Genomic DNA, 19,186 nt, shown 5'->3' with positions numbered 1-19,186 from the left:
TATGAAATTGTACTTAGTGGTACATTTTCAATTTTCAATTTTCAATTTTCAATTATAATGAAGGTTATTGAGACTGAAATAGAAGGTGTTTTTATACTTGAACCGCGGGTGTTCGGTGATGATCGGGGATATTTCTTCGAAAGTTTTTCTTTAAAACATTTTGAAGAGAAGGTAAGTAAAACGGTGTTTGTGCAGGATAATGAATCTAAATCTAAATATGGTGTTTTACGGGGTTTGCATTATCAATTACCTCCATATACACAGGCGAAACTGGTGAGAGTGGTGAAAGGTCGTGTTTTGGATGTTGCCGTGGATATTCGTAAAGGTTCACCGACTTTCGGGAAGTATGTTGCCGTGGAGCTGAGTGAAGAGAATAAATTGCAATTTTTCTTACCTAAGGGGTTTGCGCATGGATTTGCGGTTTTGAGTGAGGAGGCTATATTTCAGTACAAGTGTGACGAATATTACGCTCCGGATTATGAAGGGGCGATTTGTTACGATGACCCGGATTTAGGGATAGATTGGAGATTGCCGTTAGAGGATATTATATTGTCGGAGAAGGATAAAAAGCATCCGAGGTTGCGGGATGCGATATTGTTGTAAAAAGGAATTAAATGAAAAATTATTTATTTGGACCGAATGGATTAGCTACCAAGATTGTACACACGAGATACCTGAGTCGCTGGATCGTGATGGGGATTGACGTTGTGCTTTCAACTTTGGTAACGGTTTTTGCTTACTGGCTTATCCGGTTTGTCAGGGAAGAACCTGTTGTTTGGTCGTGGGTTGCATATTTGGCATTATTGGCGGCGGTCATTAGTGCTTTGGCATTTGCCATATTACATGCTCATCGTGTCGTGATGCGTTTCACCACGTTACGGGAAACTTGGCGTTTGGGGATAGCGATGGCTTTGAAAGTGATCATTCTTTACCCTTTGATTCATGTATTCTACCCGCAGGTATCTAATGAAAGATTGATTTTAGGGGCTTTGTTGGACATGATGACGACTACCGTAGTGTTGGTTTCCGTGCGAGTGGTGTTAGTGAGCCTGTATGACTTTTTGAAAGTTCGTTTGCATGGAGAACAAAAGCGGGTGTTGATCTTCGGGATGGATGATTGTTCTGCCTCGCTCAGTACGGCAGTTTCTAACAGTTTCTTGCCATCTTACAAGGTAACGGGGTATTTGACTATCGGAAAAAGATATAAGCATTACCGGTTATCCGGTGAATCGGTGTACTTTATCACGGGAGAAGAAGGATTTAACCGCTTGGTAAAGCGTTTACGGGTGGATGGAATCGTGTTCCCGAATTATCGGACCGCTCAGGAGGAACAAAAACGATTGGTGCGTTATTGTCAGAAATTGGGGTTGGAAATGTTGGTACTGCCTTCCGTGGAGGAGATGAGTGACGGGCAGTTGCCGCGTCCGCAAATGAAGGAAATCCGTTTGGAGGAATTGCTTGGGCGTGACGAGATAAAGATTAACATGAAGGAGATTGCGGAAGGATTGGAAGGGAAAGTCGTTATGGTAACGGGAGCTGCCGGTTCTATCGGGAGTGAGTTATGTCGTCAATTGACACGTTTTAATATCAAGCAATTGATATTTCTGGATTCGGCTGAAACTCCAATGCATAATATCCAGTTGGAATTTACGGATAAGTTCCCGAAGACTCCTTTTGTGCCTGTGATTGGGGATGTGAGATCTCTTGATCGAATGGATTTTGTGTTCCGTAATTATCACCCTCAAGTGGTATTCCATGCGGCAGCTTACAAGCACGTGCCCTTGATGGAATCGAATCCCTGTGAAGCCGTGCGGGTAAACGTGTTTGGGACGATGAATGTTGCGGATCATGCCGTGAAGTATGGGGTGGAGCGCTTTGTTATGGTTTCCACGGATAAGGCGGTTAACCCGACGAATATCATGGGAGCCTCTAAACGTTTGGCCGAGATATATGTACAAAGTTTAAGTGTGGCCATTCGGGATGGTTTGCAAGTAGGAGCTACTCGTTTTATCACGACTCGTTTTGGGAACGTGTTGGGATCTAACGGTTCGGTAATTCCGAGATTCCGTGAACAGATTCGCAACGGGGGACCTGTTACGGTGACTCATCCGGATATTATTCGTTATTTCATGACGATCCCGGAAGCTTGTCGTTTGGTGATGGAAGCCGGAACGATGGGTATGGGAGGTGAGATTTATATTTTCGAGATGGGACGTCCCGTGAAGATTGCCGATATGGCAAGACGGATGATTGAATTATCGGGATTTGATCCGGATAAGGAGATTTCCATTATCTACACGGGGTTGAGACCGGGAGAGAAGTTATATGAAGAGTTGTTAAGTAACAAGGAGAACACCTTGCCGACAGCTCATACCAAAATTCGAGTAGCGAAAGTACGGGAGTATAATTATTTTGATGTAGTAAATGAATTGAATAAATTGAATGAATTGGCTGCTAGGGTAAATATCCCGGAGATGGTGAAGATGATGAAGGATATTGTACCTGAGTTTGTCAGTCGAAATTCTGAATTCGAAAAATATGATAAAGAGTCCGTGAGTTGATAAGGAGGCTAAAGTGAGTGGGTTTTGAGCGGCGAAATCATAAATTTAAAATCATAAATCTAAAATTATATATGGCTAATATATTGATCACGGGTGCGAATGGACAATTGGGTACAGAGCTGAGAAATCGTAGTTTTTCTTTGCTGGATGACGTGTTTTACACGGATGTTGAAGAATTGGATATAACGAATTTTAAGGCGATATGTGCCTTTATTGAGACACATGATATTGACACGATCATTAATTGTGCTGCATACACGGCTGTCGACCAAGCAGAAGACGATGAGGAAAAAGCGATGAAATTGAATCGTGATGCCGTGGCTAACTTGGCCAATGCTGCCGTGAAACTGGATTGTCTGCTGGTCCATATCTCGACAGATTACGTGTTTGACGGGACATCGGATCATCCTTACACGGAAAAAGATGCTACAAATCCGCAGAGCGTGTATGGAAGAACAAAATTGGAAGGAGAACAGGCCATCAAAAAATCGGGATGTCTGTATATTATTATCCGTACGGCTTGGCTGTACTCCGGGTATGGACATAATTTCGTGAAAACAATATCCCGTTTGGCTTCTGAGCGGGACGAGTTGAACGTGGTGAGCGATCAGTGGGGAACGCCGACTTATGCCGGAGATCTGGCCGAGGCTATTATTAGCATTATGGAACGGGATGATCTCCCGGAATTGGAGGGGGTGTATCACTTTACGAATGAAGGTGCTTGTACGTGGTATGATTTTGCCAAAGAAATCGTGGCACTTACAGAGGCAAATTGTAAAGTGAACCCAGTGACAACAGAGGAATATCCTTCTAAAGTAAAAAGACCTGCTTATTCAATTTTGGATAAGACAAAAATTAAGGAGACTTTCAATTTGGAGATCCGGGATTGGAGAGAAGCATTAAAAAGTTGCATGGCAACTTTTTAACGTGTATCTTCGCGGGCGTTTTTAGAAAAAGATAAATAATGATTACAGTTTCGGATTTAGAGATTCAGTTTGGGAAGAGAACTTTGTTCCGGGATGTGAATTTGAAGTTTACACCGGGGAATTGTTATGGAGTAATAGGTGCCAATGGTGCCGGGAAATCTACGTTCTTGAGAATATTGAGTGGCGATTTGGAGCCAACGCGGGGAACCGTGATGTTCGGACCGGGAGAACGGTTGTCGGTATTGAAACAGGACCACTTTGCTTATGACGAGTGTACGGTTTTGGATACCGTGTTACAGGGACACTCCTCTTTGTGGAAGGTGATGCAGGAGAAGAATGCGATATACATGAAGGAGGATTTCTCGGATGAGGATGGGATTCGGGCTGCCGAACTGGAAGAGCAGTTTGCCGGGATGGACGGATGGAATGCCGAGAGTGATGCGGCGAACTTGTTGAGTGGATTAGGTATCAAGGAAGATTTGCATTATTCCTTGATGAAAGATATAAGTGGAAAGCAGAAAGTACGGGTTTTGTTAGCTCAGGCCCTATTCGGGAAACCGGATAACTTGTTATTGGACGAGCCCACGAATGATTTGGACTTGGAGACGGTTATGTGGTTGGAAAATTATCTGGCCAATTACGAGAACACGGTTTTAGTGGTATCGCATGACCGGCATTTTCTGGATTCCGTGTGTACACATTCGGTAGATATTGATTTTGGTAAGATTCAGTTATTTGCCGGTAACTATAGTTTCTGGTATGAGTCGAGCCAGTTAGCTTTGCGTCAGGCTCAAGCTAAGAATAAGAAGGCGGAGGAGAAGAAGAAAGAGTTACAGGAGTTTATTTCCCGCTTTAGTGCTAACGTGGCAAAGTCAAAGCAAACCACGAGCCGTAAGAAAATGTTGGAGAAATTGAATGTAGAGGAGATTTTACCTTCTACCCGGAAATACCCCGGGATTATCTTTACCCCGGAACGGGAAGTGGGTGACCGGATTTTGGATGTTCGTAATTTGAGTAAATCTATCGAAGGACAGACCTTATTCCGTGATGTGGAGTTTACCGTGGAGAAAGGGGATAAAATTGCCTTCCTGTCACGTGATCCGAGAGCGATGACTGCCTTGTTGGAGATCCTTGCAGGAAATGAAAAACCGGATACGGGTAGTTTCACGTGGGGAGTAACGATCACGAATGCCTACCTTCCGTTGGATAATTCAGCTTATTTTCAGACGGATATGACTTTGGTAGAGTGGTTGGGACAGTACTCTGCAGATACAAGTGAAACGTTTTTAAGAGGATTCCTCGGGAAAATGTTATTTTCCGGGGAGGATATTTACAAGCGGGTGAAAGTTTTATCCGGGGGTGAGAAGATGCGTTGTATGATAGCCAAGATGATGTTGACAAATGCGAATGTCTTGTTATTGGATTCTCCGGCCAATCACTTGGATTTGGAATCCATTCAGGCTTTTAATAATACATTGGTGGCGTTTAAAGGAATTGTTTTAATGAATTCTCATGACCATGAGATCATCCAAACCGTTTGTAACCGGATCATAGAATTGACACCTAACGGGATGATAGACAAGCGAATGGATTTCGATGATTATATCACGAGTGATAAGATTAAAGAGCAATTGAATCAGATGTACTGATATTCGTTCTAATTGTCTCTGTAAATATAAATATTCAGAAATCACACTAATTAGTGTGATTTCTGAATATTTTTTTATATGTTTGTATAAATAATAGAGGTGAATTATGAAGTGTGTATTAGTGACTGGCGGAGCAGGTTTTTTGGGGTCGCATTTGTGTGATCGATTGATAAAATCAGGTAATTATGTGATTTGTTTAGACAATTTTTTTACCGGTTCGAAAGAAAATATTCAGCATTTGGTAGGTAATCCTAATTTTGAATTGGAGGAACGGGATATTATCTGGCCTTATATGAAGGGAGTGGATGAGATTTATAATCTGGCTTGTCCGGCATCTCCGGTACACTATCAATATGACCCGATAAAAACTATAAATACCTCTGTTTTTGGTGCGGTAAATATGTTGGAATTGGCGAAAGGGGTTAAGGCAAAGTTGTTACAGGGGTCTACGAGTGAGGTTTATGGTGATCCAGTGAAACATCCGCAAACTGAAGAATACTGGGGAAACGTGAATCCTATCGGTCTGCGTTCTTGTTATGATGAAGGAAAGAGATGTGCGGAGACATTGTGCATGGATTATCACCGTCAGGCCGGGGTTGTGGTGAAAATTATTCGTATATTTAATACTTACGGACCTCGTATGGCTCAGAATGATGGGCGTGTGGTATCGAATTTTATCGTGAATGCTTTACAAGGAAAAGATATTGAGATTTATGGTGATGGAACCCAGACACGAAGTTTTCAATACGTGGATGATTTAATCGATGGTATGATTAGAATGATGGCCACGGAGGATAATTTTACCGGTCCAGTGAATCTTGGTAATCCCGGGGAATTCACGATGTTGGAACTGGCAAATTTGGTATTGGAATTGACAGGGTCAAAGTCCCGAATCGTGTTTGGAACACTCCCGGAAGATGATCCTAGAAAGCGCAGACCGGATATAACGTTAGCTAGAATGAAGTTAAGCTGGCAGCCGATGATCCCTTTGCGGGATGGGTTGTTGAAAACGATAGATTATTTTAAGTCTCAATTGTAATTGTTATCCTCTTTTCGCTTTTTCCCAAGTTCCTTTACCCTTGTGTTTTTTCAGATAGAAAAGTGCTTTCAACACGTTTAAATTCATGAACATGAAGTAGTAAGGAATAAATAGAATCTTTATTTTTATCTGTTTTTGGGCCATAATAGCCCCGAGCCAAGCTAGAACGTAAAAGATAATTTGTAGGATGAGTATGATCTTGTAAAGGGATGCTCCCTGTACAATGACGAGAATCAAATTCAACGGGAATAGTAGGAATAATAGAGCGGGCGTAACCGACCAGCGTAGTACCCGGTGTGATATATATTGAAAGGAGAGGGTGCCATATTTGAATAGGTTGAGTAGTTCTTTTAGCCGAGCGATAGATTGTAAGCCCCCTGCTGCAATGCGTACTTTGCGTTTTTGTTCTTCGTGCATATCCATGGAGCCGGATTCAATAGCGTAGGCCTTGTCGCAATAAGCAATTTTATAACCTTGCATGGCAATTCGTAGCGAGAGAATAAAATCATCCAGTAAAGTGTCTTCGGGCATGGGGGTGAATAATTCCGTACGGATGGCGAATAATTCCCCTGCAGCTCCTACTGCCGAGTACAACTTGGAATCCCACGCTTTTAATTTTGATTCGTAGCGCCAGTAAAAACCTTCTCCACCTGAAACAGCGTTATCTTTGTCCTTGTTTTCGATACGTTTTTCTCCGGCCACGCATCCCGTTTTGGGATTGGTGAAACAAGTCATAATTTCTTTTATCGACTCCGTGTTGAGCATCGTGTTGGCATCCGTGAAAATCGTGTATGATGTTTTAATAAATGACATTGCCCGGTTCAGGGCAGCAGTCTTTCCTTTACGCTCGGGGGAAAAGAGAACCGTTACGTTCGGGTATGTGGTCAATAACATATTTGTAGAATCGGTGGAACCGTCGGTAACCCAGATCACGTGTAACTTGTCTTTCGGGTAATCGAGAGTCGCACAGTTATCCATTTTTGATTTGATGATCTTTTCTTCGTTGTAAGCTGCTATAAGTAGCGTAACATCGGGAAGAGTTTCCGGAAGTGTTAACGGCTGTTCCGGGTGGAGTTTTTCTTTGATTTTGACAAGGAGGTATAATAGGATTCCGTACCCGATGTATGTGTAGAATACGATAATAATGGAAATCCAGAATAGGTATTGAAGAAATTGTGTCATAATTGTTATTTTAGATAGAATTCACTGATAACCGGGTTATGATCGCTCCATCCTTTTTCTGGCGAGTAATAGTCTGTACATTTAAACTCTTTAGAATAAAGGATAAAGTCAATGCGTAACAGGTGGTGTATTCCCCGGAAGGTATAGGCGTATCCGTTACCTCGTGTTTTGAAACTGTCCTTTAAGTTTCCCTTGATATGTTGATAAGTGTAGGATGAAGGGGTGTCATTAAAATCTCCACAGACGATTGTGGGAATTCGTGTCGTGTCAATAACTTGTCTTACAATTTGAGCCTGCGTGGCTCTGATCTTGAAATTTAGGGCTAATTCTTGTGATATATCCGTTACGACGTCTTCTACTTGTTGTATGTCTGCATTTTGTAGTGCGGGATCATCTAGTAATTTCCGTTTCCTGCTGAAATTTGTTGTTTGTAAGTGACAACTGATTATTCTTGTCGTTGTTTCCCCGGTTTGAATATCAACCCACATGGCATCATTTGTTTGGGAATCAAGAGGTATCTTCCCGAATCGCAAAATAGGGTATTTACTAAAAATTCCCGTTCCCAAGGTTGTGGAACCGGGTAAGTAAGTTATTGCATGATGGGGGCAGTTTAACAAATGGGAAAGAGTGTCTGCGTTGATCTTGGTGTTTTCCCGGTATTCTTGGAAACAGATAATGTTAGTCTCGTTATTTTTTAGAAATTCCGAAATATAGTATTGGGTTTCCAAATGTTCCCATGATTTGAATTTTCCCACGTTATAGCTGGCTATACGTAGGGGAAGTTTTCCATCTGGTAATTCGGAAGATGATAGTGTCATTTGAAAGATTGACGTGATATAACCGCTATTTAGTAAAATGGCGACGATGGGTATGATTACCCACCATTTTTTTCTAATGATCCAGTAAACGAGAATTAGTAAATTTATAATCAGAACAACAGGAATGGCTAACCCGATGAACGTGATAAATATTGATTCATTGGGGTCTGTCTGTCTGGCCATGTATGCGATAAGGCTAAATCCAGCCGTAACGAAACTAATCGGGACCATTAAGAGTGAGAAGAAATATCTGAGAGCTGCCATAGAAGTCTTATCTTGATGTTGTTTTTAATTTTACTTTCATTATAATCGGGTTATGGTCACTCCATGGAAGATGGGGTGAATCGTATACTAATCCCGTGAAAGATTTGTCGTAACTGATAAAGTCTATTCGTAACAATCCTTTAATTCCGTTGAATGAATGTCCATATCCTTTCCCTCGATCTCGAAAACCGTCTGTTAAGTTATTTCCTGCAATATGGTTATAGGCAAAGGACACGGGCGTGTCGTTAAAATCTCCGCATACAATGACAGGGTAACGGGTCGTGTCAATGATGTTTCGAACTTGTACAGCTTGGCTGGCACGAATGACAAAGTTGGCTTTTAGTTGTTCCACGATGTTCACAAGTGTCCGGGCTTGACCTTTCCAGTCTTTAACGCTTCTGTATTCTTCATATTTTTTGCCATTCATGCTGACATCTGTTGTTTGTAAGTGGTTATTGAATACACGGATGGTATCTTTTCCGATTAAGATGTCTGCCCACATACTATTGTTCTTTTCGGAATTAAAATTGATTTCACCGTATCGAATTATGGGATAATGACTATATATACTGATTCCAAAATTGGCCCATGCCGTTTGTCTGTTAAAAAACACACATCGATTGGGAAGTCCGAATTTTTGTTGAATGGTGATGCTATCCAGATGTGATTCTTCACAATGTTCTTGGATACATAAAATATCAATGTGATTGTCTTCTACTAATTTTTTTATATTATATTTTATATTTCGTGCGATCCAGTAAAAACCTTCAACATTATAGCTAGCAATGGTGATTTCATCTTTTGGAACATAGGGAATATCTTGTTTCCAAGGTGATTGGAACATTCCTGAAAAGAATTGATGATTACTGATGATTGTGATAAATGGTAATATAATCCACCATTTTTTATGGATCCCCCAAAATACTAGGAGATAGAAATTGACTAATATAATTCCCGGCATGAATAGACCAGATAACGCAGGAATCCACCATTTATCAGGATTGATACATGGTGCGAAAATTCCACATGCGCCCAAGAATGTCATTCCTAGGGTTGCTGGTTTCATTAACAGGTAAAAGAAAAACCTTAGTGCGGCCATTTCTCTTTATTAGGGATAAATTTATTAGTATATAATGTGGCAAAGTTAGCAATATTGTTGTTGTTTGGATTTATTTTATCTTTTTTCTGCATCTCATCAAGTACCTTTTTCATTTGGTTATTCCATGAAAGATGTCGAATCGAATTTCTTATTTCTAAAGGCGTGATATGTAATTGATTGTAAAAATTGAGTATTTGCTTTATGTCCACAGCTTCCTCGTTTGCGGGAATTTTCATGATATAAGGCATATTTTCAAAATCTTCGTCTATTTCTGAATAGATGAACGGAATGCCTCTAGCTGCATATTCTCTGTTTTTAAGCGTTTTAATATTTGTGATTCCACTACGATGGCGTCCCAAACTACCGATTCCGAAATCGCATAGTTCAAAAAGAAGGTCAAGCATTTGTCCAGCTTGCCGTCCATGCAGGATAACATAGGGTGCTAGGTGATTCTCTTTGATGATAGACATATATTCTTCACGTTCTCTAGGACTAAAAAAATCTCCAATAATATGAAAATACACTTTGTATTGGGGAGAATGAATGTAGTAATTAGCAAGGCCCTTCAACAAGCGGTCAAATCCGTGCCAATAGTGAATCTCGGCTACCCCGATTAAATGAATTTCTTGTGAAGTGTCGTTTGCTTCTTGTTTTACGGGGATGTCATTGAAATCAATCCCATTAGAGATTTGGAGTGTTGGGATTCCGAATATCGTTTTGTAATTGGAAAAGGTGATGATTTGATCCAGATATTTAGCAAGTTGTTTCCTAAAACATTTGTCGATAAGTAGTTGTATTTTCCCTTTGGATAGAATGTATTCTTGATCGTACGGATACGTGGGAATTTCCATAACCACGTGGATTCCGGCCTTTTTTATTTTACGTACTAGCCTAATCGTAAATGGATTGGCATTGTGGTCAGAGCGAATATATACCAGATCAATTTGGTTTTTAATAATGTAGCGGAAGACCGAATTGAATTCAAAACGTTTGTATAGTTTTCCTTTTATACCATCTCCGTAATCTGCCAGAATCTCTTGATCCAGCATACGGTATTTTATTCCTTGTTTTTCCGATAAATAACAAAGATGAGTCTCCACCCCGTTAGCTTCGAGTGCTCGTACTTGATAGTGGATCTTTTTGCTAATTCCATTGGTGGCGTGAAAGCCATGGAACGTGAGAAATAATGCTTTCATGCTTTGAATTTAAGTAGTTTCACCAAATTGTATTCTTTTGTGATATGAATATAGGTTAGATCTATTCCTATAAAGACAACTGATTTTATGATCAAATTGATAAATAACGAATATGGAGTTATGAAAGGGGTAATTAAAAATAGTGTTAGAAATACGATACTACCGAGTAGGATAGGGGAGAGAAATTGTTTCCCTAAATGAATGATGGAACGACGAAAGGTGATGTAATACATTTGGTAATAGCATTGAAGGAAACTGATTGAAAATGTGATCGTGATACACCAGGCTATGGCATCCAGTGTTTTGAAAATAAATAATCCGACGCATATACCTGCCACGTTGATGATTGATGAGAATAACCCACATAAAAATAGGCTCTTTGTGTCGTTGGATGCTTGGAAAATGGAGCCGGAGGTAGACATGATGATTTGTATTCCGACAGAAATAGATAATATTTGAAATATTGATACAGAGGGCATCCATTGTTCTCCGAATACCATCAAGGTGATTTCACGTGCCGAGAACCAAAGGAAAACAGATAATGGCAACCCTATGAAAGCTAGTAAACGGATGATTTTTTCGTATGAATTTGCTAGATGATTTAAATCATGCTGATAGTCTGAAAAGATGGGGTGCATCACGGGAGTGATGACATGGGTGATATTTTGTAAAGGAAGCATCATCAGCCGATATGATTTTTCGTAATATCCCAAGGGTGACATTCCCATATATTTCCCGATAAGGAGCTTATCGAGATTTCGACTAAAATAGTTGATGATATTGAACATGAACTGATAAGCCGAGAATTTGAATATTTTCCGGATAGAAGGGATGCCCCAGGTCATTTCCAGTGTTTGAGGATATTTTTGATAAGATATGATAAATAATAGGATACTGGAAAGAATGGGATTTATGATTAAAGCATAAAGTCCTGCCCCATCAAGAGCTGCCAGAATAGCGATTATACCTCCGCTTACTTGCACGCCAAGACTTCTCCATGCGAGAAATTTGAAAGCTTTCGCTTTATACAATAGGGCATTCGGGACAATGTTTGCTGATGCGAAGAAAAGATTTATAGCTAATAGCTGGGTGATCGCCTTCATGCTCGGTTCTTTGTAGAAAAAGGAAATCGGCCATGAGCAAAGGAAAAATAATAGTGTTAAGATACACCCGCTCCATACCGTGAATGAAAATAATTGGTTAAGATCTTTTTGTTGAAGTTCCTTGTTTTGTATGATAGCCGCTCCTATTCCAAGGTCGCTGAATATGCTGAAGAAAAAGGTGATAACCGTTACTACGGCCACGATACCGAATTTATCCGGGGATATTAATCTGGCAAGTACTCCTGTAATAATCAATGATATGAGAATACCCGAATATTTAGCAATGGCTGTATAAAAAACACCGGAGAGTAGCTCTTTTTTAATTGAACCCATAGAATTATCTTTTTAGTAGAGATTTGAAAAGTAACACGCAAATTGTTTTACAATTCACATATTTAGAGTAGTCCATTAGGGCGCATTTTGCAATGTAAAGACGTTGTTTTGCAGGTAGTTTGAACGCATTTCGTATGGCAGCGTTGAGCATTTTAGATAAGTGATTATGAATGATTTCTCTTACTGCAGCTTGTGAATACGTGTAGTTTTTTAATTCATTTGCCACGGTAAAGTATCCTTGGATATTCTTCATTGAAAATGGACGGGTGGTGATAGAGTTTTTTCTTACTCGTCTTTTGAAAAAAGTTCGTTGAATATATTTTACTCGTGTAGCATTTAAATATAACAGAGCCGTGTATAATTCATCTTCATGGATAATGTGAGGATAAAACCGAATATTATTTTTTTTCAGGAAACTTGAACTGGAAAAACTAAGACAAGCAGATGTCCGGAAATTACCTGTTTGATCCTGTATCTTTAACAATTCTGTCCCTTGCCAAACGTTATCGGATATTTGCAGATTGCGTTGATATTGGTAGTTTCTTGGACATGTATTTTCAGCATAGAAACTTTCTGCATCGAAAAAGACAAAATCTAATTTTTCGGCAATACATTTCTGATAACATATTTCCAGTGCATCTTTTTCCAAAAGGTCATCACTGTCCATGAAATAAACAAATTCTCCAGATGCTTTTTCTAGTCCGGTGTTGCGGGATATAGATAAACCTTGATTTTCTTGAGAGAATATTTTTATTCTATGGTCTTGTTTTGATAGTTCCAAGAGTAGAGAAAGACTATTGTCTGTGGAACCATCATTTATGATAATGATTTCAATGTCATATAATGTCTGTTTTTGTATTGATTCAACGGTTTGTTTTATGTATAACTCTGTGTTGTATACAGGAATAATCACGCTGACTTTAAATGAGTTCATTATATTCTAAATATGGTTACTATTATTATTGACAAGGGGAACTAATTCTTGTGTCCGTTCCCATGTTTTGTTTTGAAAATTGTATCGTTTGATAATTTTCGCAGGGTTGCCTACGGCAACAGAATAATCGGGAATATTTTTGGTAACAACGCTTCCTGCTCCAATTTGGCATCTTTTACCGATATGAACTCCTGCAACGATGACTGAGTTGGCCCCGATATGGGACTCATCATCAATGATAACTTCTTTTTTTACTAAAGCCTGTTCGTTAGAATCCCGTTCTCCATCTTCATATCCATGATTGAAACCGGAAATAAAGACATGTTGTCCTAAGCCTACTTTATTGCCTAGATATACGGGACCTATAATGACAGAGCCGATCCCGACACGGGCATTATTACCGATAATGATATTGCCCGCTCCATTATTTATTGTTGTAAAATCTTCGATAATCGTGTTATTACCAATAGAAAACTGATTCCACGGGAACACGTCAATACGTGATTTTCTTCGGTGGATGATTGCCCCTTTTCCTTTTTTGTGTACAAAGGGATTAATGAACCATTTAACCCAGAGACGAGGCCGGGGATTATTAGTAGGGGAGATTGACCATATGATGAATCTCTTAGTTTGAGTATTTCTTTTTATAACAGTTTTTAATTTATCAAACATTTGATGTGTTTTTATAGATCTTTAATTCCATAGTTTTCTGAATACCAAAAGTCTGTGGGAGAATTTATTTTAAAATGATTTTTAATACCTCCATAGAAATCTTGTAAAATACTTATATCAGGCCCATTGTTTGCTTCGATGACAACTGGACCGTCTTCGGTATAGGCGATGTCCCAACCAATATATTTTATATCGCAAAATTTGAAAGCGAGCTTTAACGTGAATTCTACAATCTTGTCCCAGAATGGAATATGGAATCCTTCAAATTTGAAATTAGTATAAGGGTGTGCTAGAAACTTTTCCTGATTATTTGTTAGGGCATATTTATAGAGTTCTCCGGTGTTTGGATTTACTTTTGTGTAAAGACCACCTGAAGTTGCGTTATCAATTTCCATTCCTCCATGTCCCATTCTTAATAGTGCGAATAAAATTTTTATTTTAGAGTTATCAATACATTCAGTTACAATTCTAAATGTATTTATTGAAAATGGGTATATTTCGTTTATGATGGTATGTTGTGTTAACCCGGCCTGAATGATATAATCTTGTTTAACGATTTCTTTTATGTATTCAAGATCTACTATAACGTTCTTTTGTTTATCAATAAAAGTATTAGGATTTGTCTTGTTTAATACGTGAATACCAGTGCCTCCAACTCCGAATCTTGGTTTTATAAAAAGTTTTTTGTCTGGTATATTTTGAATAATTTCTAATGTTTCTTGTAAAGTTATAATATTTTGCTGATCATTTAAAAATGAGTTATTTCTAGTATAGAGAATTGTTTTTGGTTGATTTATTCTTAAACCTTGACAGATTGTGTAGAAGAGAAACTTGTCTTCACAAAGAATATTCCTTTCTTTGAAAGATTTCGGATAGAACAGATAATAAGCAAAGTAATCTGGAATATAATTTTTCATTTCTGATATGCTTAGAGGGCAATCTGAGCGATACATATTATAGCGGAAATATTGTATTGGGTATATTTTCCAATATTTCCATAGTTCATGTGTTTCTTTTCGAATTTTTGATGGACTTTTCTTTTGGGTACACTGAATGTATTGGTTGATATAGTAATTGTTTTTTTGTTTGTAATAAATCCGGTGTGATTTTTCCGAACTTTTTTTTATGAAAAAATATAATATTCTTTTTGTAAGTGACATGGTAATAAGTGATTTACGTTATTGATTCTTGATAAAGATTTTCAAAATAGAATTATTTTGTTACTTGCTTTGCTCTAAAATTCTAATGATTTGTTGTTCTGCATTTGTTTTTATTTTGAATTCAACCCGTCGGGAACGTTCTTTGTTTTCTGTTTGATTTGGATTATAGATTAGATGACTGGAAGATAAACCATTGGCGGTAAGTTTGCTTTTAGTCCAGTGGAGTAGTTGTTCATCTTTTATCTGCGAAAGGATATACTCTAATACTTTGCGAGTCCTGTCCTGTGAAAGTTCCATGTTGTTGAAATAAGCTTGATAGGGTGAGGATTCTCCGGCCCATTCGCTGGACGTGTGGCCTTCTATACGAATCTCTTCAATATCGTTCTTGTATTTGGGATCGGTTAGAATCTGTATGAATCGGGGAAAAAAACTATCCAGAATACTTTTGAAATGATCGTTTAACTCGGCACTTCCGACCTTAAATAAGATTTCGGGATTTTCAAAACGGATGGAAAGCGTTAAGGAATCCAATACGGCATTCCAGATTTGCAGATTCTTTGTAAATTCCTTTTTTAAATCGTTCGTGATTTCAACCTGTATGGTTTCATAGGTTTGGGCGATGGAAGTTATTTTATTATTTTCTAGATTCACACTTCTCATATACACGATAGAAATGAAAAGAAAGATCATCATAAGTACAGACATCAAGTCTGAGATTGACATCCATTGGTTTTCTTCTTTCGATGATTTAAATATTCTCATAATACACAATTAGATGTTCATTCCACGTCATTTGTTTTTTTGTACAGCGTATCGTGGTCTTGTGATAATTTCTTGATAATCGTCATTAACGTCTTGGTAAACTTCTCTAGTTCGGTTAATTCCCTTTCATACTTTTCTTCCATACGGTTTAATTGAGAACTCATTTGTTGTTCCGAGCCTTTGATAAATTCACCGAATGAGGTCACTTGCTCCATGAAAACATGATTTTGTTTCATGTTTAGATTATTGGATTTTCCCAAAAAGGTTTCGATGTTCTGTATTGTTTCTTGTAATTTAGAAAGAGTGTCTTGAAGTTGTTCCTGTATTGTCTGGTTAAATTCTTGGGAATGTATGATATGCTGTAATTGTTGTTCCAGTATATCGTATATCTTTAAAATGGTTTGATTAATTTGTTCTGAAATCCTATTGTCTAAATTGGATATAACCGTTTGGAGAGAACTAGCAAGTGCTTCCGTGTTGAAATGTAATTCTCTGGCAACCATATTTTGTAGATTGTTGTTCAGGGATTGAAAATTATTCTTGAGTTGTTCGTTTGAAAATTTAACTTCCTGAACCAATGCCAGTGTGGCTGTCGGTTGTGTATTTTTCTCGATATTTTCAAGTACTAGGAGTAATTGTTTGTCTGTGATCTCTTCTTCCTGTTCCTCTTCTTTTCTAATCCCGTAAAAACCGGGTACAAGCTTGAGTATTAACGAGGCTAACATACCTGCGATAGAAGTTAAAAAGGCTGTTTTTAATCCTTCCAATAATTGCGGAATGGATGAGTCGATTTGCTCGACACTGAAAACCCACAGGCCGTACATGATACCTCCAAAAGTTCCTAGTAATCCGAGACTGACCACAGTTGAACTTAATAGTTGAGGATTAAACCATTTGCGTCCCAAGTATGGAAATAGAAATATGATCAACGAGCTGATAATAGATATATAATCATTCATAATCTTCTTTTTTAGTGTATAGATTCATATATTTTCAGTAATTGTTCTGCCGTGTGTTGCCAAGAGAATAGCTTACTTCTTTCCAAACCGTATGCAATTTGTTGATCCCGATAGGGAACGTCTGTTTCCAGTCGGAGTAATTCCTTGGCGATGGCATTAACGTCTAGCGGATTAACCAATATCGCCCCCTCTCCTGCGATTTCCGGAATGGCAGAGGTGTTGGAAGTAATAACCGGAGTGCCACACGCCATGGCTTCCAAAAGAGGAATTCCAAAACTTTCCCGTAGGGAAGTGTAGAGGAAAGTCCGGGCACCATTATATATGGCGGGTAAATCAGAATGGGTGATATAGCCCGGAGAATAGAGCATATTTTTAATATTTTCGATACCCTCTTGTTTTAATATTTGATGGATGACTTCTTCTTTCAAGTCTGCAATTAACAGGGGTAATGGGTGGGTAGAATGTTGTACATACACGCTATACGCCTTTAACGTGCGTGGTGTATTTTTTTTAGGATCGGTATTTCCCAGAAAAAATAAATATTCTTTGGCAGGGATATATTTTTTCGTGGTGTCATAAACCGACTCTAGCGGATGAAAACGTTTACTGAAACCATTGTGAATGGCGATAATTTGTTCTTCTGGTAGATGTAATGTTTCCCGAATCCGATGACATTCGAATTGGGATACGGTAATAATCTGTTTACACTTTTTCAGTATCCGGGGAACAACAAAACGACGATAGTACCATCCCATGTTTTGGTACATGGACTTATTATTGTGTACCCGTTTTTCTAAAAATATAATATCATGTAATGTGAGGATTAGTCGTGCCGGACAGAATAATGGAGCTGTGTTACTCGTGCAATGTACAATCTCCGGTTTTATCTTGCGAATGGCTAGTGGTAAGGCAACTTGTTCCCATAGCGGATAGGTCGGGCATTTTATTTCTATAATATGGAAGTTGGCTGATTCTTCCAGACAATGATCTTCTCCGGGGGCAACCAATATGTAATATTCATGAATATGATCTAGCTTTTGTAATTCCCGGATTGTTTCGAGAGCGACAAAATCCATCCCGTGTTTATTCGTGCGAAAAATGCGTTGTGCTTCAATGGCTATTTTCATAGGGTTCATTTTTATAAAGTTGAGGAACCATTCTTTTCCGTGTTCACGAACTTTTTGTTCATTCCCTTCATCCGGAATAAATTGACTACCATCATGATAAATAACAAGGGTAGTTTGTTGATTGATTTTTTGAACCGATCATCCACTAGTTTGTCCGGTATGGCGAGACACAACGTGACTCCCATGATAAGAAATAAAGCCCACCATTTCAAGGCAAGCGGCCAATCAATGATTTGCATGATACTTCCCATCACGATGATTCCTCCGAATAGGATAAGACGAGGTGGTAACATCCATTGGATCAGTTTATCACTGTAATCAATATTCCCGGACAAGATTGCTTGGGGAAGATCCTTGAAGACGCGTCCCCATTGAGCGAATTGTGTTGCCAACCAACGGCGGCGTTGGTTGTAAAATCCTTTTTCTCCTTGTGTCTTTTCATCATATACGTACACTTCGTCCAGAAATTCAATAAATATTCTCTGTTTGAGTAATAAAACTTCTAATTCTTTATCTTCCCCTGTGGTGACGAGGTGTTTTACGTTGTCATGGAACCATTGATAGTTGAATATCATTCCCGAACCTATCAGGGCGGAGGATATGCCTAGTCTTACATGTCCACGTCGGAAAATGGAGTTGTTAACTTCTTCACTAAGACCATCAAGAACCGCAATGTCCGTGTTCCGATTCTTTGCCGTCCGGTGTGCTTGGATAGCCTGCACTCCGGCATCAAAGACTTTATTAATTTCTAATAAAAAATTTGTATCAACAATATTATCGGCATCCAGAATAACAACAGCATCAAATTTATCCCGTCCGAAGTGGTCCATGGCGAAATTCAGGGCTTTCGCTTTCGAACTATTTTCATAGTTTGCTTTGAGTAGCGTGATTGGGAGTTGAGCCAACCGTTCGTTCGTGGTTTCCTGCATGTGATCCGAGATGACAATTACTTTGTACAGCTCTTGTGGATAGTGTTGTTGTAGGAAAGACTCCACGACCGGAAGGATAACCCTATCCTCTTTATAAGCGGGGAACAGGATGGCGAATTTATGTTGTTTATTGGCTGTCGGGTAATATGATTTTCTTGTTCCTAGGGAGGCAAGAGAATAAATTAGTGGGTATGCAACGGCAATACTTGCAAGAATCCAACAAATATACTCGAATATGTATAATACTTCTTGAATATTCATATATTTTCTCTTTTATGTTTTAATAGAAAAAAATCCTTACTCCCGTCAAAAATGGCCTTTGCTTGCAATAATCTGCCGTGTAGTAGATGCATCATTATATTTTTAGGATTGGCCATTAAAAGCTGATATAGTATAGATATATAGAGTGTCCTTCCTTGTCGATTGCGCCATGCGTATAACAAGCGATTCCGGGTGAGGTAATATGTTTTTAA

Annotated in this window: 17 protein-coding genes and 1 pseudogene; 5 read left to right on the top strand and 13 right to left on the bottom strand. The window is 38.8% G+C overall.

Features of this window, described 5'->3' with window-relative positions; all coding sequences use genetic code 11:
* Positions 1 to 57: 57 nt before the first annotated feature.
* From rfbC to AB5542_RS16310, 5 genes are all read left to right on the top strand, one after another.
* Positions 58 to 603, top strand: coding sequence for a dTDP-4-dehydrorhamnose 3,5-epimerase (gene rfbC / locus AB5542_RS16330; protein WP_270543753.1), 546 nt, complete (start codon positions 58 to 60; stop codon positions 601 to 603).
* Positions 604 to 614: 11 nt separating this feature from the next.
* The gene (locus tag AB5542_RS16325; protein WP_279037984.1) at positions 615 to 2,561 is read left to right on the top strand and encodes a polysaccharide biosynthesis protein; all 1,947 of its coding nucleotides are present in this window, start codon (positions 615 to 617) and stop codon (positions 2,559 to 2,561) included.
* A 71-nt stretch (positions 2,562 to 2,632) separates the two neighbouring features.
* Positions 2,633 to 3,487 carry a dTDP-4-dehydrorhamnose reductase gene (rfbD, locus tag AB5542_RS16320; protein ID WP_270543751.1) on the top strand — a complete coding sequence of 285 codons (855 nt, stop codon included), beginning with the start codon at positions 2,633 to 2,635 and terminating at the stop codon, positions 3,485 to 3,487.
* Between the two features lie 38 nt (positions 3,488 to 3,525).
* Entirely contained in the window at positions 3,526 to 5,136 is a 1,611-nt protein-coding gene (locus AB5542_RS16315) for an ABC-F family ATP-binding cassette domain-containing protein (RefSeq protein WP_087422394.1), read from the top strand.
* A 106-nt stretch (positions 5,137 to 5,242) separates the two neighbouring features.
* The gene (locus AB5542_RS16310) at positions 5,243 to 6,175 is read left to right on the top strand and encodes a UDP-glucuronic acid decarboxylase family protein (RefSeq protein WP_118258412.1); all 933 of its coding nucleotides are present in this window, start codon (positions 5,243 to 5,245) and stop codon (positions 6,173 to 6,175) included.
* A gap of 3 nt (positions 6,176 to 6,178) precedes the next feature.
* Here AB5542_RS16310 and AB5542_RS16305 read toward each other — a convergent pair whose 3' ends face one another.
* From AB5542_RS16305 to AB5542_RS16245, 13 genes and pseudogenes are all read right to left on the bottom strand, one after another.
* Positions 6,179 to 7,357 (bottom strand): glycosyltransferase family 2 protein, encoded by a 1,179-nt coding sequence (locus tag AB5542_RS16305; protein WP_279037985.1) that lies wholly within the window; start codon positions 7,355 to 7,357, stop codon positions 6,179 to 6,181.
* Between the two features lie 5 nt (positions 7,358 to 7,362).
* Positions 7,363 to 8,439 (bottom strand): endonuclease/exonuclease/phosphatase family protein, encoded by a 1,077-nt coding sequence (locus AB5542_RS16300; RefSeq protein WP_279037986.1) that lies wholly within the window; start codon positions 8,437 to 8,439, stop codon positions 7,363 to 7,365.
* A gap of 7 nt (positions 8,440 to 8,446) precedes the next feature.
* Positions 8,447 to 9,505 carry an endonuclease/exonuclease/phosphatase family protein gene (locus AB5542_RS16295; protein WP_279037987.1) on the bottom strand — a complete coding sequence of 353 codons (1,059 nt, stop codon included), beginning with the start codon at positions 9,503 to 9,505 and terminating at the stop codon, positions 8,447 to 8,449.
* Positions 9,506 to 9,525: 20 nt separating this feature from the next.
* Entirely contained in the window at positions 9,526 to 10,734 is a 1,209-nt protein-coding gene (locus AB5542_RS16290) for a glycosyltransferase family 1 protein (RefSeq protein WP_229782414.1), read from the bottom strand.
* Positions 10,731 to 12,170 carry a lipopolysaccharide biosynthesis protein gene (locus AB5542_RS16285; protein WP_279037988.1) on the bottom strand — a complete coding sequence of 480 codons (1,440 nt, stop codon included), beginning with the start codon at positions 12,168 to 12,170 and terminating at the stop codon, positions 10,731 to 10,733. Before AB5542_RS16285 ends, AB5542_RS16290 begins: the two co-directional genes overlap by 4 nt.
* Positions 12,171 to 12,174: 4 nt before the next feature.
* Positions 12,175 to 13,104, bottom strand: coding sequence for a glycosyltransferase family 2 protein (locus tag AB5542_RS16280; RefSeq protein ID WP_118304207.1), 930 nt, complete (start codon positions 13,102 to 13,104; stop codon positions 12,175 to 12,177).
* Between the two features lie 6 nt (positions 13,105 to 13,110).
* A complete protein-coding gene (locus AB5542_RS16275) occupies positions 13,111 to 13,776 on the bottom strand; it encodes an acyltransferase (RefSeq protein ID WP_279037989.1) in 666 nt (221 codons plus the stop codon).
* A gap of 11 nt (positions 13,777 to 13,787) precedes the next feature.
* A complete protein-coding gene (locus AB5542_RS16270) occupies positions 13,788 to 14,693 on the bottom strand; it encodes a sugar-transfer associated ATP-grasp domain-containing protein (protein ID WP_279037990.1) in 906 nt (301 codons plus the stop codon).
* A gap of 303 nt (positions 14,694 to 14,996) precedes the next feature.
* Positions 14,997 to 15,698: a flagellar motor protein MotB gene (locus tag AB5542_RS16265; protein ID WP_279037991.1), complete on the bottom strand. Its 702-nt coding sequence runs from the start codon at positions 15,696 to 15,698 to the stop codon at positions 14,997 to 14,999.
* Positions 15,699 to 15,715: 17 nt separating this feature from the next.
* Positions 15,716 to 16,657 (bottom strand): hypothetical protein, encoded by a 942-nt coding sequence (locus AB5542_RS16260; RefSeq protein ID WP_279037993.1) that lies wholly within the window; start codon positions 16,655 to 16,657, stop codon positions 15,716 to 15,718.
* Between the two features lie 11 nt (positions 16,658 to 16,668).
* A complete protein-coding gene (locus AB5542_RS16255) occupies positions 16,669 to 17,784 on the bottom strand; it encodes a glycosyltransferase family 4 protein (protein WP_087422382.1) in 1,116 nt (371 codons plus the stop codon).
* Positions 17,785 to 17,795: 11 nt separating this feature from the next.
* Entirely contained in the window at positions 17,796 to 18,974 is a 1,179-nt protein-coding gene (locus AB5542_RS16250; protein ID WP_279037995.1) for a glycosyltransferase, read from the bottom strand.
* Positions 18,971 to 19,186 (bottom strand): annotated as a pseudogene (locus tag AB5542_RS16245) (glycosyltransferase family 2 protein); the annotation flags it as partial. The pseudogene AB5542_RS16245 and the gene AB5542_RS16250, both read right to left, overlap by 4 nt.

Origin of the sequence: Butyricimonas sp. RTP31003st1_G1_RTP31003_210430, assembly GCF_040920905.1 — a bacterium.
GTDB lineage: Bacteria > Bacteroidota > Bacteroidia > Bacteroidales > Marinifilaceae > Butyricimonas > Butyricimonas paravirosa.
Note: the sequence above shows the minus strand (reverse complement) of the source record. Positions and strands in the feature narration are given on the sequence as shown.

Bases quoted from the DNA above. Each gene is read 5' to 3' on its own strand.
- AB5542_RS16260 (WP_279037993.1), bottom strand. From the start codon at position 16,657: ATGAATGATTATATATCTATTATCAGCTCGTTGATCATATTTCTATTT.
- AB5542_RS16290 (WP_229782414.1), bottom strand. From the start codon at position 10,734: ATGAAAGCATTATTTCTCACGTTCCATGGCTTTCACGCCACCAATGGA.
- rfbC (WP_270543753.1), top strand. From the start codon at position 58: ATGAAGGTTATTGAGACTGAAATAGAAGGTGTTTTTATACTTGAACCG.
- AB5542_RS16315 (WP_087422394.1), top strand. From the start codon at position 3,526: ATGATTACAGTTTCGGATTTAGAGATTCAGTTTGGGAAGAGAACTTTG.
- AB5542_RS16310 (WP_118258412.1), top strand. From the start codon at position 5,243: ATGAAGTGTGTATTAGTGACTGGCGGAGCAGGTTTTTTGGGGTCGCAT.
- AB5542_RS16295 (WP_279037987.1), bottom strand. From the start codon at position 9,505: ATGAAACCAGCAACCCTAGGAATGACATTCTTGGGCGCATGTGGAATT.
- AB5542_RS16280 (WP_118304207.1), bottom strand. From the start codon at position 13,104: ATGAACTCATTTAAAGTCAGCGTGATTATTCCTGTATACAACACAGAG.
- rfbD (WP_270543751.1), top strand. From the start codon at position 2,633: ATGGCTAATATATTGATCACGGGTGCGAATGGACAATTGGGTACAGAG.
- AB5542_RS16325 (WP_279037984.1), top strand. From the start codon at position 615: ATGAAAAATTATTTATTTGGACCGAATGGATTAGCTACCAAGATTGTA.
- AB5542_RS16275 (WP_279037989.1), bottom strand. From the start codon at position 13,776: ATGTTTGATAAATTAAAAACTGTTATAAAAAGAAATACTCAAACTAAG.
- AB5542_RS16300 (WP_279037986.1), bottom strand. From the start codon at position 8,439: ATGGCAGCTCTCAGATATTTCTTCTCACTCTTAATGGTCCCGATTAGT.
- AB5542_RS16250 (WP_279037995.1), bottom strand. From the start codon at position 18,974: ATGAATATTCAAGAAGTATTATACATATTCGAGTATATTTGTTGGATT.
- AB5542_RS16305 (WP_279037985.1), bottom strand. From the start codon at position 7,357: ATGACACAATTTCTTCAATACCTATTCTGGATTTCCATTATTATCGTA.
- AB5542_RS16270 (WP_279037990.1), bottom strand. From the start codon at position 14,693: ATGAAAAATTATATTCCAGATTACTTTGCTTATTATCTGTTCTATCCG.
- AB5542_RS16265 (WP_279037991.1), bottom strand. From the start codon at position 15,698: ATGAGAATATTTAAATCATCGAAAGAAGAAAACCAATGGATGTCAATC.
- AB5542_RS16255 (WP_087422382.1), bottom strand. From the start codon at position 17,784: ATGAAAATAGCCATTGAAGCACAACGCATTTTTCGCACGAATAAACAC.
- AB5542_RS16285 (WP_279037988.1), bottom strand. From the start codon at position 12,170: ATGGGTTCAATTAAAAAAGAGCTACTCTCCGGTGTTTTTTATACAGCC.